Below are 18407 nucleotides of genomic sequence, written 5' to 3' on the forward strand. Positions count from 1 at the left end.
TAGCAGCAGCCTGCTGCAAAAATGAGTAAACGAGCGGAAAAGTGCAGAAAGGGTGTTGACCCGCGCACGACTTTTCCCTACATTACCGGCCACGCAGCAAGCTTGCGTAACAATATGGTGAGGTGTCCGAGTGGCTGAAGGAGCACGCCTGGAAAGTGTGTATACGGCAACGTATCAAGGGTTCGAATCCCTTCCTCACCGCCATATTCAAAGAAAAAGCCTGAACTCACGTTCAGGCTTTTTTTTATGCATGTTCCCCACGAGGAAGGGTGAGAACCCTTGACCGGGTTCGACAACCGGCTTCAGCCGGTTGGACAGTTCGGACGTCCCGCGGCCGAACTGCCCGCAGGGCGAGCAAAGCGAGTCAATCCCTTCCTCACCGCCATATTTAAAGAAAGAGCCTGAACTCACCTGCAGGCTTTTTTTTATGCCCAACTTATTTATTGATGTCTGACGGCAGTTGCCACAGCTCGCCAAGCCGGTAATCCCATATTCTTGGCGAAAACTTTATCTTGCCTCTCTCTGGCGTAAAGGTCATTTCACTAAACCAGATATTTTCTTTATGCATAAAGAAATCCACCCGGCAGTAATCAATACCCTCTGCGAGCGTTTCCGCCAGTTCAAGCAGCCTGGCATAGCCAGCGGGCCGGGGAATGTCGCGCGGATTATTGCTCTGCCCCATAGTAAAAGGCTGCAGGCGCCAGCCTTCATCATAAATATTGGTGAGCTTATTTCCGGCGGCATCCGTAAAATCCGCCTCTGTAAATTTCGCTTTTTGATGAAAGCAGTGAACGCGGTAAAGTTCCGGCGTAATATCCGGATTGGCGTTCGCAAAAATATCTATATACTGCTCGGCCAGGATAAAGGGTGGGATGTTTTTGTATTGCCATTCCAGCGAGACATAGTAAAAGTTACGATTAAGAAAAAAATCGAGCTTTTTATTATAGCGCGCTATTGCTGCCGCATCTTTGGCAAACACCATCTGGCAGCTGCCGCTATCATGGTTGCATTTGAGTACAAATTTATCGGGTAATGCAGCATAGTCAATATCCGCCGTGCGCCGCCACACGCCCAGCAATGGGATCAAATAGTTTTCGCCGATTTTCTTTGCAACGTAGTCACGGGCCAGGTATTTATCAGCCAGTTGGGTATAAAGATCGTTGCTGGTGTAGAGCATACGGTGGATAATTTTTTCATTCAACGACTCAGGATTGCGGAAAACATCTGCTCCACAGTGTCTTTTGCGGTAGGTCGTTAGCAAATATTTTCCTTCTTTCTGTAACAAGTGACGAAAAATTTTACCCTGATGCTCAATCTTCTTAAATAAATACACTTCCCCGGCCCCTTATTAACAACCTGTCCTGATACAGGAATAATGGAGCCAGCCTGGTCATTATTACGCCAGGAAGAAATAAACCCTAAGTAAACAAGGCAAATAAAAAAGCACCGTTACCTTTCAGCAACAGTGCTTTTATATAATCAATCAGTTTTTATAAAGACTACTTAATTTCCATCGCGGCCTTCATTGTATAAAACAGATCGGTCTGATCGGTCAGCCCGACCACGTTAGCGGCGTGTGGCCCATAAGCGGCGATGCGCAGCTGCGTGCCGGTATGCTCCTGCGAGTCCTCTTCCGAGTTACCGTAGCTGATAGTCATCAGGCCGCCCTCTTTAGTTGCCAGCTTTTGCGTCAGGCCGGGAGCCTTACTGTCATTAGGGATAATCTGGCTGGAATGCGCATGGTCCGCCGTGACAATAACCAGCGTGTTGCCGTCTTTACGGGCAAACTCCAGCGCTTTCTGTACTGCCTCATCCAAATCTACCGTTTCGCCAATCTGGCCGCAGGGGTTTGCTGCATGATCCTGCTTATCGATCGACGCGCCTTCCACCTGTAAGAAGAAACCGTTCTGATTTTTGCTCAGCAGCTGGATAGCCTTATCGGTCATCTGCGCCAGCGTTGGCGTGGAAGCAGGACGATCGCTGTTTACCTCGCAGCTGATGGGGTTGCCTTCCAGATTACCGTGCAGGGTCGCTTTCGGCCCTTTCCAGCGCACCGGCATATTGCCATCCGCGAACAGGCCCAGCACGGGTTTATCCTGCGTGGCTTCGGTAATAGCGTTCATGCCGTCAAGGTTATCAATCAGCTGGTAGCCGCGCAGCTTCGCCTGCTCGCTCAGCGTCTTGCCCTGCCACTCGCCTGCCTTAGCGCTTTCGGCAAAGGTTTTGCCGCCGCCGCCGAAAGTGACGTCAACACGGGCGTTCAACAATTGTTCGGCAATAGATCCTTTGCCGCCCTTTTCCAGCGCGTTGCCTGCGCACAGCTCGCTGGTTTTCTCCGGGCCATAGCATTTACGGGAGGTCACATGCGCCATCTGCGCGGCGGGCGTAGCGTCTTCCAGCTCTGCGGTAGAGACGTTGCCGGTCGCTTTACCTGCTGCCTTTGCCCTTTCCATAATCGTCTGATGATCTTTACCGTTCACATCCACGCCGATCGCCCCGTTATAAGATTTTACGCCGGTGCTCCACGCCGTTGCCGAAGCGGCGGAATCCGTAACGTAATCGGGCTTATGCGTTTTTTTGTCCAGCGAGTAATGCGTATACTGACCGGTCAGCGGCAGCGCATCGATGCCTTTGAAAAAGCCACCTGCGCCTTCAGCATAGTTACGCGCGGCGGTAATCTCGGAGTCGCCCATACCGTCACCGATCAGCAGGATAACGTTTTTAGCTGTTTTACTGCTCAGTGAAGCTTTCAGCGCTTCGGTCTGATCCTCGCTTAAACGGCGAGCCCCGCCGGGCTGTGTAATATCTCCCTGTGCGGCACGCTGATAATCGGCGGCCTGGGCGCAAAGCGTGATGGATAACAGCGTGGCGGTAAAGGAAAGCGTAAACAGGCTTTTTTTCATCAGACGGCTCCATGAGAAAACGTTTCTAAAAATTTCAGGCGTTTAGTTTGCGACACAATCGTGACGCTTTTGTGTCGGCCGCATGGCAACTTGATGACTACACCTGTTCGTTTCTCAATCGACAGCGAGCGCGGCCTGCTTACCGCTTAACCTGCCAGAATAAAAAGAGAAAATTCCCTTGACCGTTCGGCCCGGACTCCCTATAGTAGCGCCCCGTCGCCCGAGAGGGGGATGAAGTTTACAATATGGTGAGGTGTCCGAGTGGCTGAAGGAGCACGCCTGGAAAGTGTGTATACGGCAACGTATCAAGGGTTCGAATCCCTTCCTCACCGCCATATTCAAAGAAAAAGCCTGAACTCACGTTCAGGCTTTTTTTTATGCATGTTCCCCACGAGGAAGGGTGAGAACCCTTGACCGGGTTCGACAACCGGCTTCAGCCGGTTGGACAGTTCGGACGTCCCGCGGCCGAACTGCCCGCAGGGCGAGCAAAGCGAGTCAATCCCTTCCTCACCGCCATATTCAAAGAAAGAGCCTGAACTCACGCTCAGGCTCAGACCGATGACAAAAGAAGAAGGACCGTGTGAACTGGATTTTTTTGCAGCGAAACGGCAGCTTCGCAGTAGCAGAGGCTGAACGGATAAGCGGACCGTTTTCGCGCATGGACGCGCGAAACGAGCCTACATGGACGTATCTACGGCGTGTCCGTGTTCCGATCTGCCTCTGCTGCTTTTCACCGGCCCGAACGCGATTTGATGACAGAAGATGAGTTTGTCAGCAACCTCAGCCTGAACTCACGTTCAGGCTTTTTTTATGGCCAATCTCTTTTTTACCGCCTGGCCATATGGCATCAGGCAACTTTAAATACGGCAATAGCACGAGTCAGCTGCGCAGCCTGATCTTCCAGCGAAGCGGCCGCAGCGGCGGCTTCCTGCACCAGCGCGGCGTTCTGCTGGGTCACTTCGTCCATCTGGCTGACCGCAATGCTTACGTGCTCAATACCGTTGACCTGCTCGCCCGACGCTGAAAAAATCTCCGACATAATGCCGGAAACATTGCCGATGGAAGCAACGATGTCATCCATAGTTTTTCCGGCATTGGCCACCAGCTGGCTACCTTCTGTAATACGCAGGCTTGATGTTTCGATCAGCGTTTTAATTTCTTTAGCGGCTACCGCGCTTCGCTGGGCCAGCGCCCTGACTTCCGAAGCCACGACGGCAAAGCCCCGGCCCTGTTCACCAGCGCGAGCAGCTTCCACCGCGGCATTAAGCGCCAGAATGTTCGTCTGGAACGCGATGCTTTCTATCGTGCTGATGATTTCGGCCACGCTGTTCGAGCTGTCATGAATAGCGGACATGGTGGACACGACTTTTCCTACCACTGCGCCACCATGCTCCGCCACGCGTGACGCGTCAGAAGCAAGGCTGCTGGCATGTTGTGCGTTAGAAGAGTTCTGGCGCACCGTGGCGGTCAGCTGTTCCATACTGGCTGACGTTTCTTCAAGCGACGCGGCCTGCTGTTCAGTTCGGCTGGACAGATCGGTATTGCCCAGAGAAACCTCTTTTGCGGCGCTATCGATAGAAGCGGCGGCGTTCTGGATCTCCGAAACGACTTTTCTTAGCTGCTCCTGCATCTCTGCAAAAGTAGCAATCAGCACGCCGGTTTCATCTTTTGACTGCGGGATCAGTACCGAGGTTAAATCGCCATCCGCGATAGAGCGCGCCGCTTTAACAGCCTGGCGCAGAGGGACGGTAATCGCACGCGACAGCAGATAGCCCAGCAGAGAGGCGATAGCCAGCCCGGCAAGCGCGCCAACGATCAGGGTCAGCTTGGTTTGCGCTTCGGTGGCATCAACGGTGAGCTGCCTTTCCGCCAGTAAACCCTTCTCTTCGGCAGCAAGTTCATCGATGATCTTCCGCATTCCGTCCATCTGCGCTTTGCCCGTGTTGGCATTAAAAGCCGCCAGAAACGTTTCATAAGAGAGCGCGCCGGTGTTCAGCGCCTGGCGATTTTTCATCAGCGGCGTAACAAAAGAGGCTTCCCACGCCTGTTCCTGCGCGGCCAGTTTGCTCAGCCTATCCTGTTGCCTTTCATTATCCGACGTCAAAGAGCGCGCCTTCTGCACGTGCTGAGAAAAGGCTTTCTGACCTTCCTGCCACGGCGCCAGCATCTCTTCTTTACCGTTTACTGCATAGCCGCGCAGCCCGGTTTCCATATTCACCAGGCTTTGGGTCAGCGATCGGCTTTCATCGATGACACGCCAGGTATGCACGTTCCAGTTATTGGAGTTTACAATGCGCGAAAAGTTAACGTAAAAAGTGCCGCACAGCAGCAGTAATAAGGCCGCCACGACGCCAAAAGCCGCTATAAATTTCGTACTGACCGAAAAGTTTTTAAACATCTTTTCCACGCTCTCAGAAGATTAAAGGTGCAAACATCGTTTCTGTTATACCCGTGCTTTATCGGCCTGCCTTTCGTAAGCTTTAGTAAATCTGCTTATTTTTTGCTGTTGAACACGCAGACATTCATATAAGTGATTAATAAAATAGTTAAAAAACAAGAAGGCCGTTAAAAACAGAAAAAAAGAAAGTAAAAAATCCTTTTTAATTATGATGATAGCGATTTAATTCATAAAAAAACCGTTTCCGGTGCAAGGTGAAAAGCTTGAGCCACGCTAAGGTATTTGCAGGAATTTTGAAAAAAGCATCAACCATAAGGATATAAAACAAAAAGGACCCGGCTGATAAGGCTGTATCCCGACCTTAGCTTTTACCCTTCAGTAAGACTGTCGCTTAACCATGGTCATGCAGTCGATCGCAGGCAGCACCACTCCGCCAGCGTGGTGCTGCCTGCGATCAGCTGCTTCCAGGGATAAAACCCGATGCCGTCATCAGCAAAGCAGCAGCCTGCCTGTACGTTAATAAAATTTTACAGTTGGCGATAAGCCAAATCCAACAGGCTATATAATAAAAGTCGCGGCGGAGTTTTCCGCCCGGTATCTTTATTTTAAAAACAGCAGACCTGATACAAAATATTAACTCGATTTTTACCCGGCAAATTCTGCCATCCGCATGTCAATTTTTAACCTTGAAGAAATACGCCACCTGTAACACTATAAAACAGTCATCTTAATAGTTTAAATTTAAATTCCGCTGACCATAAGATAACCCGGAAATATTCTGACGTACTATCATGGTAATTTTCAGCTGACAATAAATAACGACCACCTTATAAAGGTTCTAACCGACTAATAAATAAGACCATCCGTATATAAAGCCAATAATAACCCCTTTGACTAATAGCAGGAAAACATGAAGCGAATTTTATCGCACCTTGTCAGGTGCATCACTCTTATATTATTTATGTGCGGCAGCGCCTCGCATGCAGCAGTGCTTAAGCTTGCTGTCTTACATAACACCAACGAAAAATCGATTGTATCGCACAACCGTTATTTACGTAATTTATCCGCCTCCCCCATTACGGAAAAAATGGCGCTGCTTAAGAGTACGGACAATATCCCCCCGCAGGATATTGACAGCGTCAGCCTGACGCTGCCGGATGGCGGGCATGTCACTTTTCAACGCTGGTCTGAAAAGAAAGACGAAGACGGCAGCCTCACCTGGACAGGTGAAATTGCCGCCCCTATTACCAACCGGTTATCCAACGGCAATCCCGATCCGGAAAACACGGCGATCCTGATTATCAAACAGGGCAAAATCTATGGTTCGCTAACGTTCAAAGGTGAAACCTTTCAGATCCTGCCGCTGGCTCAGGAAAAAAATTCACTGGTTATTATTAAAGTGGATGCAAATAAATTTGCTGAAAAAGACAAGCACGATGAGGTCTTCAGCGCCCCGGAAACCCGCGTTACCTGTCCGGCACCGGGAAATTATGTAGACCCGGCTCCTTCACAACAGGTAGTTATCCGGGTGGGACTGGTGACCACCAATCAGTCCCGCGCGGCCTTCTCTTCATTAGATTTTGATGCGCTGGCCAAACTTGCTTTCGAAAAAGTGAATCAGGGCGCCTTAAACAGTAATGTACGTATCACTTTTGTTAACGCTGGCGTACTGAATCCTGATTACAACGAGAAAAATACCCAGGGTCTAATGCTGAGGGATATGGGTGGCGTATTGCGCAACGAAATCCTCGCCTTCAGAGAACAGCATAGTGCCGATCTGGTGGTTATGTTAGCGGTTCGTAGAGATGTCAACGGCACAGCATGGGTCAACGCATCCAGAGAAAACGCACATTCCGTGGTCAATTACCTCGCTTTCACCCAGGCCAACACTTTTGCCCATGAAATGGGTCACAATATCGGGCTGCAACACGACAGAGCGCAGAATGGCGGTAACCCTTATGGCTCCCCTTGCTATCAACATGGCTACCGGCGTCTGGGCACAGGGATGGACAGGTGGCGTACTATTATGTCCTACGCCTGTTCCCCTAACTGTAGCCAGATTAATATGTTTTCAAACCCGCGCGTTCTCTTCCGCAATACGCCTGCCGGAACCATAGAGTATGAGGACAGCGCTCGTCGGCTGAATGAACGGCGTGAAATGGTCTCAAGGTTTTACAGCAACGTAACGCCGAGAGCCGTCGTACCGGGTAATTTCAATGTCCTTTCGCGCAGCAACACCTCATTGATCCGCCAGCTGGACGGCAGCCGCAGTGACGGTTACGGCCACGTCTGGAAAGTGTTAAGCGACGGGCCTATGGGTTTGCAGGAAGTCCCTTCTGGTCCTGTTGTCAGAGAAACTCACAACATTGCGAACGTCAGAGCCGCCTTCCCTGCCAACTCTTCCGGCCAGGCTGTTTATGAACTGACGGTGCGTGGCCCCAACGGTACGATGGATAAAAAAACCGTCACCGTTACCGTAACCGCTCCACGTGCGCAAATTCAGGGTCCGGCCAGCGTTAAACAGGGCGATACCGTTACCCTGAACGGCCAGGTGAACTTTACCGCTACCCGCTGGCAGTGGCGCCTGTTAAACGGCAGCCAGACGATTGCTCAAAGTACATCGCGCCAGTTTACTCTGAATACCCGGAGCTATGCGCCCGGTAAATACCAGGTCGAACTGGAAGCCACCAGCGCAGACGGTATGCACACGGGCAGAAGCACTCATGCGTTAGAGATCATCTCTACCACGCCAGTTGTGAAGCCGGTTGCCGTGGTGCCTGACGATTTCAGTCTTATCTCCCGTTCCACCACCGCCACCATCCACCAGCTGGACGGCAGAAGGAGCACAGGTCAAAGTTTTGTCTGGCGGGTAACCAGCGACGGCCCTGCCGGCCTGCAGGAAGTGGCGTCAGGCCCGATCGTAAGAGAAGTGCAGGGTGCCGTGGCCCGCGCCGCTTTTCCTCGCAACACCTCAGGCGTCGTCACCTATGAGCTAACGGCAACCGGTTCAGACGGCTCGGTGGATAAAAAAACCGTGACCGTCACCGTGGCTGCGCCGCACGCGCAGATCCAGGGCCCGGCCAGCGTTAAGCAGGGCGACAGCGTAACGCTGACAGGCCAGGACAACTTTACCGCCACGCACTGGCAGTGGAGCCTGAAGCAGGGTGAAAAAACCGTGGCGGAAAGCAATGCGCGCGAGTTTGTCCTTGCGACAAATAACCATGCCGCCGGTCACTATCAGGTGGTGCTTGAAGCCACCAGCGCAGACGGCCTGCGTACGGCAACCAGCACCCATGCTTTAGAGATTATCGCTCCCCAGCCTGCTGCTGTGCCGGTAGCCGTGGTGCCTGAAGACTTCAGCTTCGTATCTCGTTCTACTACCGCCACCATCCATATACTGGACGGCAGCGGAAGTACCGGGAAAAGTTTTGTCTGGCGGGTGACCAGCGACGGCGCTGCCGGTTTGCAGGAAGTGGCGTCAGGGCCGATCGTAAAAGAAGTACAGGGTGCCGTGGCCCGCGCCGCTTTTCCCCGCAACACCTCAGGCATCGTCACCTACGAGCTGACGGCAACCGGTTCAGACGGCTCGGTGGATAAAAAAACCGTGACCGTCACCGTTACTGCCCCGCACGCGCAGATCCAGGGCCCGGCCAGCGTTAAGCATGGCGACAGCGTAACGCTGACAGGCCAGGACAACTTTACCGCCACGCACTGGCAGTGGAGCCTGAAGCAGCACGACAAAACGCTGGCGCAGAGCAATGCGCGTGAGTTTGTCCTGGCGACAAATGACCATGCCGCCGGTCACTACCAGGTGGTGCTTGAAGCCACCAGTGCAGACGGCCTGCGTACGGCAACCAGCACCCATGCTTTAGAGATTATCGCTCCCGAGCCTGTCGTTGTGCCGGTAGCCGTGGTGCCTGAAGACTTCAGCCTCGTGTCCCGCTCCACAACCGCCACTATTCACCAGCTTGACGGCAGCAGCAGCACCGGTAAAGGCTTTATCTGGCGGGTAACCAGCGACGGCCCTTCCGGCCTGCAGGAAGTGGCGTCAGGCCCGATCGTGAGAGAAGTGCACCAGCAGAAGATAGTCAGGGCCGCTTTCCCTCGTAATGCCTCAGGAAAAGTGACCTATGAGCTTCTGGCTACCGGTACGGGCGGCGTTGTGGACAGAAAAACCGTCACCGTAACCGTGAGCGCCCCGCACGCGCAGATCCAGGGCGCGGCCAGCGTTAAACAAGGTGAAAGCATCACGTTGACGAGCCAGAGCAACTTTACCGCCAGCCACTGGCAGTGGAGCCTGAAGCAGAACGGCAAAACGCTGGCGCAGAGCACGGCGCGCGAGTTTACAATCGCGGCGCAAAATTATGCAGGCGGTCATTACCAGGTCGACCTGGAAGCAGCCAGCGCGGACGGAACGCGTTCAGCCATCAGCACTCATGCTCTGGAAATTATTTCCGTTACGCCGCCGCCGGCACCGCCAGCACCGCCAGTCTATCCGGCCTATGTGGAAGGCACAGCCTATAAAGCAGGCGAACGGGTAAGCGCAGCGGGCGGCATCTATGCCTGTAAATCGGCACCTTACACCGGCTGGTGTGCGGGCGCGGCCTGGGCCTATGCGCCGGGCACGGGCCTGCACTGGCAGCAAGCCTGGGATAAGGTGGAATAAGGCATGATACTCAGGCGTTTTTCGCCCGGGACATCCCTCTGAAAAGGGAAAAACCGGCCTCGCAGGAGGCCGGTTTTTTATTATCAAAATGAGCGGTTAATTAACTGCGTTGTCTTCAGACGATATTTACATGCACCCATTTTAGCCGTAGGCCATCAGCGTATGCTGGCACAGCTCCGAGCGCACGCAGTCTTGTTTACCAAAACGCACTACCCCAATCATCTCGTCCTCTTTAAAGCGGGCCAGCGCGTCGCTAAGGCCGGACTGAACATGCGATGGCAAATCACACTGCGTGATATCGCCATTGACGATGACGGTGACGTTTTCCCCGAGGCGGGTCAGAAACATTTTCATCTGGGCGGCGGTGACGTTTTGCGCCTCATCAAGGATCACCACGGCGTTTTCAAAGGTACGTCCGCGCATATAGGCGAAAGGCGCAATCTCCACCTTGCCGATTTCGGGACGCAGGCAGTACTGCATAAAGGAAGAACCAAGACGTTTAACCAGAACGTCATAGACGGGTCGGAAATAAGGAGCGAACTTTTCTGCGATATTACCGGGTAAAAAGCCCAGATCTTCATCTGCCTGTAGTACCGGCCTGGTGACGATGATCCTGTCGACATCCTTATTGATCAGGGCTTCGGCCGCTTTGGCGGCGCTAATCCAGGTTTTTCCGCAGCCCGCTTCGCCGGTAGCGAAAATCAGCTGTTTACTCTCTATGGCTTTAAGATAGTGCGCCTGAGCTTCATTACGGGCCTCAATGGGCGAATGGTCGCGGGTATCGCGCGCCATGCCGATTGCGTCCAGCCCACCCATCTGCACCAGCGAGGTGACCGATTCTTCTTCACGCTGACGATGACTGCGTGAATCGCTACGAAGCACGCGCTTGGCTTCACGACGAGCTTTGATCACTGCTTTCTGTCTTCCCATAGTGGCACCTTACAGTTGGTTTCATTTCCCGCACCTGGAACGGCAGTGCGATTACGTGAACGCTTTAGAGGTTTTGCTGGCTTCCTTGTAAGCCTTGTCTGGCCGTAGAAATGGTACGCGGAGTGACGATGCCGGGCACCGGAGGGTGTTAATAAACTGGCTGAAATGGCAAAGGGAAGAGGAAGTCATTGGGGCGATAAAGCCCTCGCGCCGGGAAGCTGTCACGCTATTTGTCTGACGCTTATGTCCGTAAAAGGACTTGTCCATTCGCGATCTCCGTGTTGCACACTGGAAACAACTGACGCCTGATAATTAAATTTCAACAGATTCCTGGAATAATGCAACATTAATTTTACCTGGCGGCAAGCGAAAAGTACCAAATAAGCGAACGCGTACGCGGCAGGTTAATTAGGATCCTAACAGGATCAAAGAGATAACAATTTATTTTATGCTGAGTGCGGTAATCTGAAATGTTTAACAGCCGGCTGAACGCCTCTGGTTAAAAAACAACCTCCCGCACGAGGCGCGGGCGGGAGGCTGAAGAAAGGCTCAGGCCTGAAGTAAAGCCTGCCCGAGATAATGTTTTTCGTCAATGACGCCAGGCAGCACAAAGAAATATCCGCCGCCGACGGGTTTGATATATTCCTCCAGCGCCTCGCCGTTGAGTCTTTTTTGTACGGTAAGAAAACCCTTTTCCAGGTCGTGCTGATAGCAGACAAATAACAGGCCCATCTCCAGCTGACCGGCATTGGATACGCCCAGCGAGTAGCTGTAGCCACGGCGGAGCATCAGGCTGTCCTGCGTTTGTGACGTGCGCGGGTTAGCCAGGCGAATATGCGCGTCTAACGGCGTAACGAGGCCATCGGGATCGCTGGCATAGTCCGGTACATCATGTTCGTGCGTCATTCCCAGCGGCGCGCCGCTCTGCTTCACCCGGCCAAAGATCGTTTCCTGCTCGCGCAGTGGCGTTCTGTCCCAAAACTCTACGTGGAACTGAATGATGCGCGCGGCCTGATAGCTGCCGCCGATCGCCCAGGCAGGTTCATCCTGATCCGCCGTGACCCACAGGATTTTATCCATCATCGCCGCGTCGGCCGTATCGGGATTGGCCGTGCCGTCCTTAAAGCCCAACAGATTGACTGGCGTCTCCCTGCCCTGACTGCGCGCTGCATGATCGGAGATAAAGCCTTCCCGCCGCCAGCGCACGCTCAGCAAATCCGGCGAATGCTTGATGATATCGCGCAGCGCGTGGATCACCGTATCGTTGGTATTGGCGCAGATTTGCAGCAGCAGATCGCCGTGGCACAGCCCGGCATCCAGCGCATCATTGGGAAAGCGCGTCATGGTTTGCAGCCTGCGCGGCTTTTGCGCCTGCAATCCGTAGCGATCGTCAAACAAGGCGCGGCCGACCGATACCGTAATGGTCAGATTATCCGGGTAGATATGACCGCCCAGAATGCCGGAATCCATCGGCGGCAGACGCGGATTAACCGTTTGCGGCGCTTCTCCTCCCCTGGTCAGAAAAGCGATACGGTCGGTCAGCAAACGAAATAACCGCTCCAGATCGGCCTTGTCCGTTGCCAGTACGTCAAAAGCCACCAGCATCATCGACGCCTGCTGTGGCGTGACGATCCCCGCCTGGTGCGGCCCGTAAAAAGGCTGTCTCTGCTGGCGGGCATTGGGCGACAGCGCGCCGGGCGAAAAGGCCGCCGGCGCGCCATGCGCCGGACAGCCTCCTGCTAACGCCAGCGCGCCGCCAAGGAGGCCCATCCCCTTCAGCAGACGGCGGCGTGAAGGCTGAGCCGCCTCGTCATCAGCTTGCTTCATAACTCAATCCAGCCCCAGCGTTCCGCGCAGCAGAGCGAGATCTTCCGCCAGCGCCGTGATCGGGCCTTTCATCGCAGTGCGATCGGCATCGGTAAGCTTGTCATAGGAGGCAAAGCCGTCGCCGCTGCGGTATTTCTTCAGGATAGCGTCTACCTTTCTGAAATTACGGTCGATTTTTGCCAGCAGCGCCGGATCGGCCTGTTGCAGCATCGGACGCAGCAAATTCACGATCTTCTGCGCGCCATCAACGTTGGCCTGAAAATCCCACAAATCGGTGCGGCTGTAGCGGTCTTCTTCGCCGGAGATTTTGCTGGAAGCCACTTCTTCAATCAGACCGGCCGCGCCGCCGACCACTTTACCCGGTGGAAATGCCAGTTCGCTGACCCGCTTTTGCAGCGCCTGCACGTCTGCATAAAGCCTGTCGGCATAGGTTTCCACACCTTTGGTCGAGCCGTCGCCCCACAGCGCTTTTTCCAGACGATGGAAGCCGGTGAACTTAGGATCGGCGGCTTTCTGCTCATAATCATCTTCGCGAGCGTCAATGCTGCCGTCCAGATCGGAGAACAGTTCCGCTATCGGTTCGATACGCTCATAGTGAGCGCGCGTCGGCGCATAGAGGGCTTTCGCCTTATCGATATCGCCCGCTTTTACCGCCCCGGTAAAGGCTTGCGTGCTGGTAACCAGCGCGGCGACTTCCTGCATCACGTAAGCTTTGTAGTCGGTAACAGGGCCGGTCAGCTGCATCAGCGTTGGCTGCGCGCCTGCTGCATCCTCTGCGCCCTGCACAATCAGCTTACCTTTGGGATTGCTCAACAGGCCGCAGGTCATCTCATACTCGCCCGGTTGCAGACTGGCCGTCAGCTTTTGCGTGAAGCCCGGCGCGATATTTTCGCGCTCCTCCACTACCATCACCCCTTTCAGGATCTCCCACTCCAGCCCTTTCTGGCTGTGGTTCTGGATCACAAACTGCGTTTTACCGGCTTTAACGGTAACGCTCATCGGCTCGCACTGTTTGTCGTTAACGACAATTTTTACCTGCGGCACGTCGGCAGCCTGCACGGCAGAAAAGCTGGCCAGTAACGCCGCCGCCAGCGGTAACATTGAAAAACCACGAATCATGATAAATCCCTTAAATAAGAAAGCGGAAAAGCGTTAAAGACGGACTGCCGTCGTTGGCGGGCGTCCGGGCAGGAAAAACAGGATCAGCGCAGGAATGAGATAGCAGAACCAGACCACCACTTCACTGACGCTGGGCGCTTCCTGATAGCCGAAAAGGCCTTCCAGCAGCGTGCCCATCAGCGTGCTGGTGGAGAGCACCTCGCTGAAATCGAACGCCTGGCTCTGGAAGGCGTTCCACAGTCCGGCCTCATGGAAAGCACGGATGCCGCCAGCCGCCAGGCCCGCTGCGACCAGCAGAATAAACAGGCTGGTCCAACGGAAGAAGAGCGCCATATTCAGCCGCACGCCGCCCCAGTAGATCAGCATACCCAGCACGATAGCGGTAGCGAGGCCCAGGATGGCGCCGACCGGCGGCGCAATGCCCACGTCCTGCTGGAAGGCCGCCAGCAGGAAGAACACGGACTCCAGCCCTTCCCGCGCGACGGCCAGGAAGACCATAAAAATCAGCGCCCAGCCGCCGCCTTTGCCGCGCTGCAGCGCGTTATCCACCGCGCCTTCCAGCTGCGCTTTAATATTGCGCGAGACTTTGCGCATCCAGAACACCATCCAGGTCAGAATACAAACGGCCACCACCGCCACCATGCCTTCGAACAGCTCCTGCTCTCTTTGCGGGAATTCGCCGGTGGTTTCATTAATCACATAGCCCAGCACCAGGCAGAGCGCGGCGGCGATGAAGACGCCAAGCCACATTGCGCCGAACCACTCGCTGCGCTGCGTGCGCTGTAAATAGCTGGCAATCAGGCTGACGATCAGCGCGGCTTCCAGTCCTTCGCGTAACATAATCAGGAACGGCACAAACATAGGCACCTTCAGACATATAAGGCGTTTTCACGCGGGTAAAGAAGTGTAAATCTAAACGATACCGATTATCATTATCGCCAGAAGAAATACAAGAGGCTGGACGGTTATTTTCATCGGGCGTGGCAAGGGATTAAAGGAAAATGCGCTATCAAAGGGCGTCGGAAACTTCCCTACCTGTTTATTTCTGTACCCGAAGACTATCCGAAAGGAAAGGAGCTGGTTTTGGCAGAAAGCCCCGCCTGGACGGGGCTTTTATTATGCGTGTCTGATTCGCTCTTCCAGCGTTTCAATGATGAAAGTATTTACTGACATATCGTTTTCAGCTGCCACATGACTTAATTTTTCAGCAAGCGTCTCGTTATAGCGTAAAGTAAATGTCTTCGTTTTTTCCTGTCGGGCATAAGGATCTATCCCCTCTTCCCGACAATCTTTCAGATATTCCTTTAAGGAAATTTCGCCTTCTCTCCGCAGCCCTTCTACGCTGTCAGCAACAAAATCACAATAACCACTGAGCCCCAGGAATTTGCCGCGAAACGCGTTCAGTTCAGGTACGAAGCTGACAACAACCGGCTGCCCGGCTATCTCATATTTGTTGGGTTTTGCTTTGCTCATGGTTCAATCCCTATACTTTCTAACCATTCTTTAACGCTGTTAACTGCGCCTTTGTCGGTATCAGGGGCAGGATGTGGGCGGTGGAATCTTGCGATACTGCCATTGAGTTTGAATCGGCACCGGGATCCGCTACCTTCGGTAACTTCACCACCTAAAGCCCGGATAAGCGACTCGATTTCTGCCCACTTAATGTTGGCAGGAACAGGCAGCGCAAAAATTTTAGTCAGTATGAGTTTATGCTTCTTCCTTAATGCAACCATAGCTTTATCCCTGCCATAGCTTCACTCTATGAAGTCATTTTATTAACCCTGGTTTTCGAAGTCAATTTATGAAGTCATCGAGAAGATTATTTGTAATCACGTTATTGGCCGATGACGACAGACAGTTTGGGGCTCAATCACCAACTAAAACCAATTGTCCGATCGCCTGTCTGGACGTTCGTCCGGCCCCGAAACTGATGCGTGCCGCATGTCAGGACGTTCGCCTCCCATTGATGCGTAACACGTTTATTGCAACGGCTCAGCCAGCGTATCGTCCCAGGGCCCAGGCGGTGCGCTCAGATCCGCCTTATCGCCACTGGTAGCAACTCACGTCCCGTTTTTATTCCTGTTGCGGTTTGTTTGCCGTGGGGACAGTAATTGCCACGAATCGAACAGCAGAAAATTTAAGATAACCAAATATGCGCGCCGTTGTACCGGGGCCAACTCAGGCAGCGTCGCTGGCTTTTTTGGCCGGGAAATGTGCGGTGTGGATAACGAACTCGGTGTAAAGCGCCACCGGTTTCATACAGTTTTTCCCTTTTACTTTTTTCACGAAGCCGTGTTTTTCCAGCGTCGACAGCGTGGCGGAAAGATTGCTCACCGCCCGCCCGGCCAGCCGGGCCAGCTGAGAGATGCTTTCCGGTTTCTCCCGATCCATCATATCCAGCAGCGCCAGATTTTCAGGGCTTAAAATCTGCGCGACCGCGTTTAGCGAGGAGAACCAGATTTTGGGTTCGTTTTCTTCAGGAAGGTACTCATTGCTGACAATCGCCATGACCCGCTGGCGAAACTCATTTTCTGGCATTACGCCGATCAGTGCTTTCATCATCATCCCTTTTTATCTGGTTGCTTCAGCCACGATTTTATCTACCGCGGTGAAAAAATGATCCATAATTTCATACCAGTAGCCGCAGGCATAAATATAACGGGTGCCGTGCAGGCTCAGCAGGGTCGCTAATCCATAATCCATTTAACTCATCCTTGATTTATGAGCAGATCATAACCTTATCGCAAGAGGATGACAAGCCATGATGGCTTTATGCCGTCCTCCCTGACCAGGTTTTCCGTTCTTAAAAAAAAGGCCCGCCGAAGCGAGCCTGTCGTAGTTATCAGCGTGATTAACGCGAATGGAACTCGGCTTCGGCTGCCTCAAATCGTTTTACGGCCGCAGTGGAAGGCTTGCTGCCCACCAGGCTGAACAGCACGATGGCGATGCTGGCAAACAGGAAGCCCGGAATAATTTCATACAGATCCAGCCAGGCGTACTGTTTCCAGATCAGCACGGTAGCCGCGCCTACGATAATCCCGGCCAGCGCGCCGTTACGGGTCATACGCTTCCACACCAGCGAGAAGATCACTACAGGCCCGAACGCCGCACCAAAGCCGGCCCAGGCGTAGCTTACCAGCCCCAGTACGCGGTTGTTCGGATCGGAAGCCAGCGCGATAGCTACGACCGCCACCAGCAACACCATCAGACGCCCTACCCATACCAGCTCACGTTGGCTGGCACCTTTACGCAGGAAGTTTTTATAGAGATCTTCCGTCAGCGCGCTGGAGCAAACCAGCAGCTGGCAGCTCAGCGTCGACATCACCGCCGCCAGGATAGCAGAAAGCAGGATACCGGCGATCCACGGATTAAACAGAATACGAGCCAGCTCGATAAAAATACGTTCGCTGTTGTCGGTGACGCCTGTTGCCTGCTCGGGATGGTTCTGGAAGTAGGCGATACCAAAGAAGCCGACCGCTACCGCACCGCCCAGGCACAGGATCATCCACGTCATGCCGATACGGCGCGCGCTGCGGATAGAATGGTGCGAATCCGCCGCCATAAAACGCGCCAGGATATGCGGCTGACCAAAGTAGCCCAGTCCCCAGCCGAGCAGCGAGATCACCGCGACAAAGTTCAGGTTTTTCAGCATATCCATATTTTCAATGCTCTTCGCCTGGATAACCGCCAGGGAATCGCTCAGGCCGCCTACTGCAATAATAACCATCACCGGCGTCAGGATCAGAGCGAAGATCATCAGGCTCGCCTGCACGGTATCGGTCCAGCTTACGGCCAGAAAACCGCCGACAAAGGTATAGATAATAGTGGCGGCTGCGCCAGCCCACAGCGCCGTTTCGTAGCTCATGCCGAAGGTGCTTTCAAACAGGCGGGCGCCGGCTACGATGCCGGAAGCGCAATAGATAGTGAAGAAAACCAGGATGACGACCGCAGAGATAACGCGCAGGATTTTGCTTCTGTCTTCAAAACGGCTGGCGAAAAAATCGGGCAGCGTCAGCGCATTATCATGGTGTTCAGTCTGCACGCGCAGGCGTCCGGCGACGATTTTCCAGTTAAGGTAAGCGCCCAGCGTCAGGCCGATAGCAATCCAGCTTTCGGAGATGCCGGAGATGAAAATGGCGCCCGGCAGGCCCATCAGCAGCCAGCCGCTCATATCAGATGCACCGGCGGAAAGCGCGGTGACCACGCTGCCCAGACTGCGTCCTCCCAGGATATAGTCATCAAAATTTTTGGTTGAGCGCCAGGCCAAAAAGCCGATAAACACCATGCCAAGAATGTAAACGCAAAAGGTCACCATCATAGGTGTGCTTACTGTCATTCAGGTTCTCCACTTATTATTGTTAATGCGCAACCCTGCCCCGCCGCCGGAACGTTGCGGCGCCACTTTTAACCACCCAGGGCGGGGTATCCTGCCGCAAAGCACTGACGGGCACAATACTCGCCAATGGTTTAACACAATCGTTACATTAATTTCACCTTGCATCTGGAAAGAAGATTCGACAGGTTGCACTGGATCACAGTGTCACCGGTTACACCTCTCAAAAAA

At 53.6% G+C, this 18407-nt stretch carries 13 protein-coding genes and 2 tRNA genes; 3 read left to right on the forward strand and 12 right to left on the reverse strand.

Annotation, left to right across the window (positions count from 1 at the left end):
* The first annotated feature begins 116 nt into the window (after window positions 1-116).
* A tRNA-Ser gene (locus AB3U87_RS01710) sits at window positions 117-204 on the forward strand.
* Between the two features lie 232 nt (window positions 205-436).
* On the opposite strand, the gene AB3U87_RS01715 is transcribed toward AB3U87_RS01710, so the two are convergent.
* Both AB3U87_RS01715 and phoA read right to left on the reverse strand, forming a co-directional pair.
* Window positions 437-1261: an ATP-grasp fold amidoligase family protein gene (locus tag AB3U87_RS01715; protein WP_394148183.1), complete on the reverse strand. Its 825-nt coding sequence runs from the start codon at window positions 1259-1261 to the stop codon at window positions 437-439.
* A 238-nt stretch (window positions 1262-1499) separates the two neighbouring features.
* Complete coding sequence (phoA, locus tag AB3U87_RS01720) at window positions 1500-2903, reverse strand: alkaline phosphatase (RefSeq protein ID WP_301253566.1); 1404 nt, start codon at window positions 2901-2903, stop codon at window positions 1500-1502.
* Between the two features lie 247 nt (window positions 2904-3150).
* Between phoA and AB3U87_RS01725 the strand changes: the two genes are divergently transcribed.
* A tRNA-Ser gene (locus AB3U87_RS01725) sits at window positions 3151-3238 on the forward strand.
* Between the two features lie 512 nt (window positions 3239-3750).
* Here AB3U87_RS01725 and AB3U87_RS01730 read toward each other — a convergent pair.
* Complete coding sequence (locus AB3U87_RS01730; RefSeq protein WP_394148185.1) at window positions 3751-5301, reverse strand: methyl-accepting chemotaxis protein; 1551 nt, start codon at window positions 5299-5301, stop codon at window positions 3751-3753.
* Window positions 5302-6388: 1087 nt separating this feature from the next.
* Here AB3U87_RS01730 and AB3U87_RS01735 point away from each other — a divergent pair.
* Window positions 6389-9967: a M12 family metallo-peptidase gene (locus AB3U87_RS01735; RefSeq protein ID WP_394148187.1), complete on the forward strand. Its 3579-nt coding sequence runs from the start codon at window positions 6389-6391 to the stop codon at window positions 9965-9967.
* A 141-nt stretch (window positions 9968-10108) separates the two neighbouring features.
* Here AB3U87_RS01735 and phoH read toward each other — a convergent pair whose 3' ends face one another.
* From phoH to putP, 9 genes are all read right to left on the reverse strand, one after another.
* Window positions 10109-10897 carry a phosphate starvation-inducible protein PhoH gene (gene phoH / locus AB3U87_RS01740; protein WP_125290939.1) on the reverse strand — a complete coding sequence of 263 codons (789 nt, stop codon included), beginning with the start codon at window positions 10895-10897 and terminating at the stop codon, window positions 10109-10111.
* Window positions 10898-11446: 549 nt separating this feature from the next.
* Window positions 11447-12724, reverse strand: a complete 1278-nt coding sequence (gene efeB / locus AB3U87_RS01745; RefSeq protein WP_301729416.1) for an iron uptake transporter deferrochelatase/peroxidase subunit — start codon at window positions 12722-12724, stop codon at window positions 11447-11449.
* A gap of 3 nt (window positions 12725-12727) precedes the next feature.
* Window positions 12728-13843 (reverse strand): iron uptake system protein EfeO, encoded by a 1116-nt coding sequence (gene efeO, locus AB3U87_RS01750; RefSeq protein WP_370734244.1) that lies wholly within the window; start codon window positions 13841-13843, stop codon window positions 12728-12730.
* A gap of 33 nt (window positions 13844-13876) precedes the next feature.
* Window positions 13877-14704, reverse strand: coding sequence for an iron uptake transporter permease EfeU (efeU, locus tag AB3U87_RS01755; RefSeq protein WP_394148189.1), 828 nt, complete (start codon window positions 14702-14704; stop codon window positions 13877-13879).
* Between the two features lie 255 nt (window positions 14705-14959).
* Window positions 14960-15316: a type II toxin-antitoxin system HicB family antitoxin gene (locus tag AB3U87_RS01760; RefSeq protein ID WP_253460553.1), complete on the reverse strand. Its 357-nt coding sequence runs from the start codon at window positions 15314-15316 to the stop codon at window positions 14960-14962.
* Window positions 15313-15576, reverse strand: coding sequence for a type II toxin-antitoxin system HicA family toxin (locus tag AB3U87_RS01765; protein WP_125290934.1), 264 nt, complete (start codon window positions 15574-15576; stop codon window positions 15313-15315). Before AB3U87_RS01765 ends, AB3U87_RS01760 begins: the two co-directional genes overlap by 4 nt.
* Window positions 15577-16021: 445 nt before the next feature.
* Window positions 16022-16402 carry an HVO_A0114 family putative DNA-binding protein gene (locus AB3U87_RS01770; RefSeq protein ID WP_125290933.1) on the reverse strand — a complete coding sequence of 127 codons (381 nt, stop codon included), beginning with the start codon at window positions 16400-16402 and terminating at the stop codon, window positions 16022-16024.
* A 12-nt stretch (window positions 16403-16414) separates the two neighbouring features.
* Window positions 16415-16546: a hypothetical protein gene (locus AB3U87_RS01775; protein WP_255416553.1), complete on the reverse strand. Its 132-nt coding sequence runs from the start codon at window positions 16544-16546 to the stop codon at window positions 16415-16417.
* 148 nt (window positions 16547-16694) lie between these two features.
* Complete coding sequence (putP, locus tag AB3U87_RS01780; RefSeq protein ID WP_253460546.1) at window positions 16695-18179, reverse strand: sodium/proline symporter PutP; 1485 nt, start codon at window positions 18177-18179, stop codon at window positions 16695-16697.
* Window positions 18180-18407: the final 228 nt, after the last annotated feature.

This window comes from Erwinia plantamica, from assembly GCF_043420595.1.
GTDB classification, from domain to species: domain Bacteria; phylum Pseudomonadota; class Gammaproteobacteria; order Enterobacterales; family Enterobacteriaceae; genus Erwinia; species Erwinia aeris.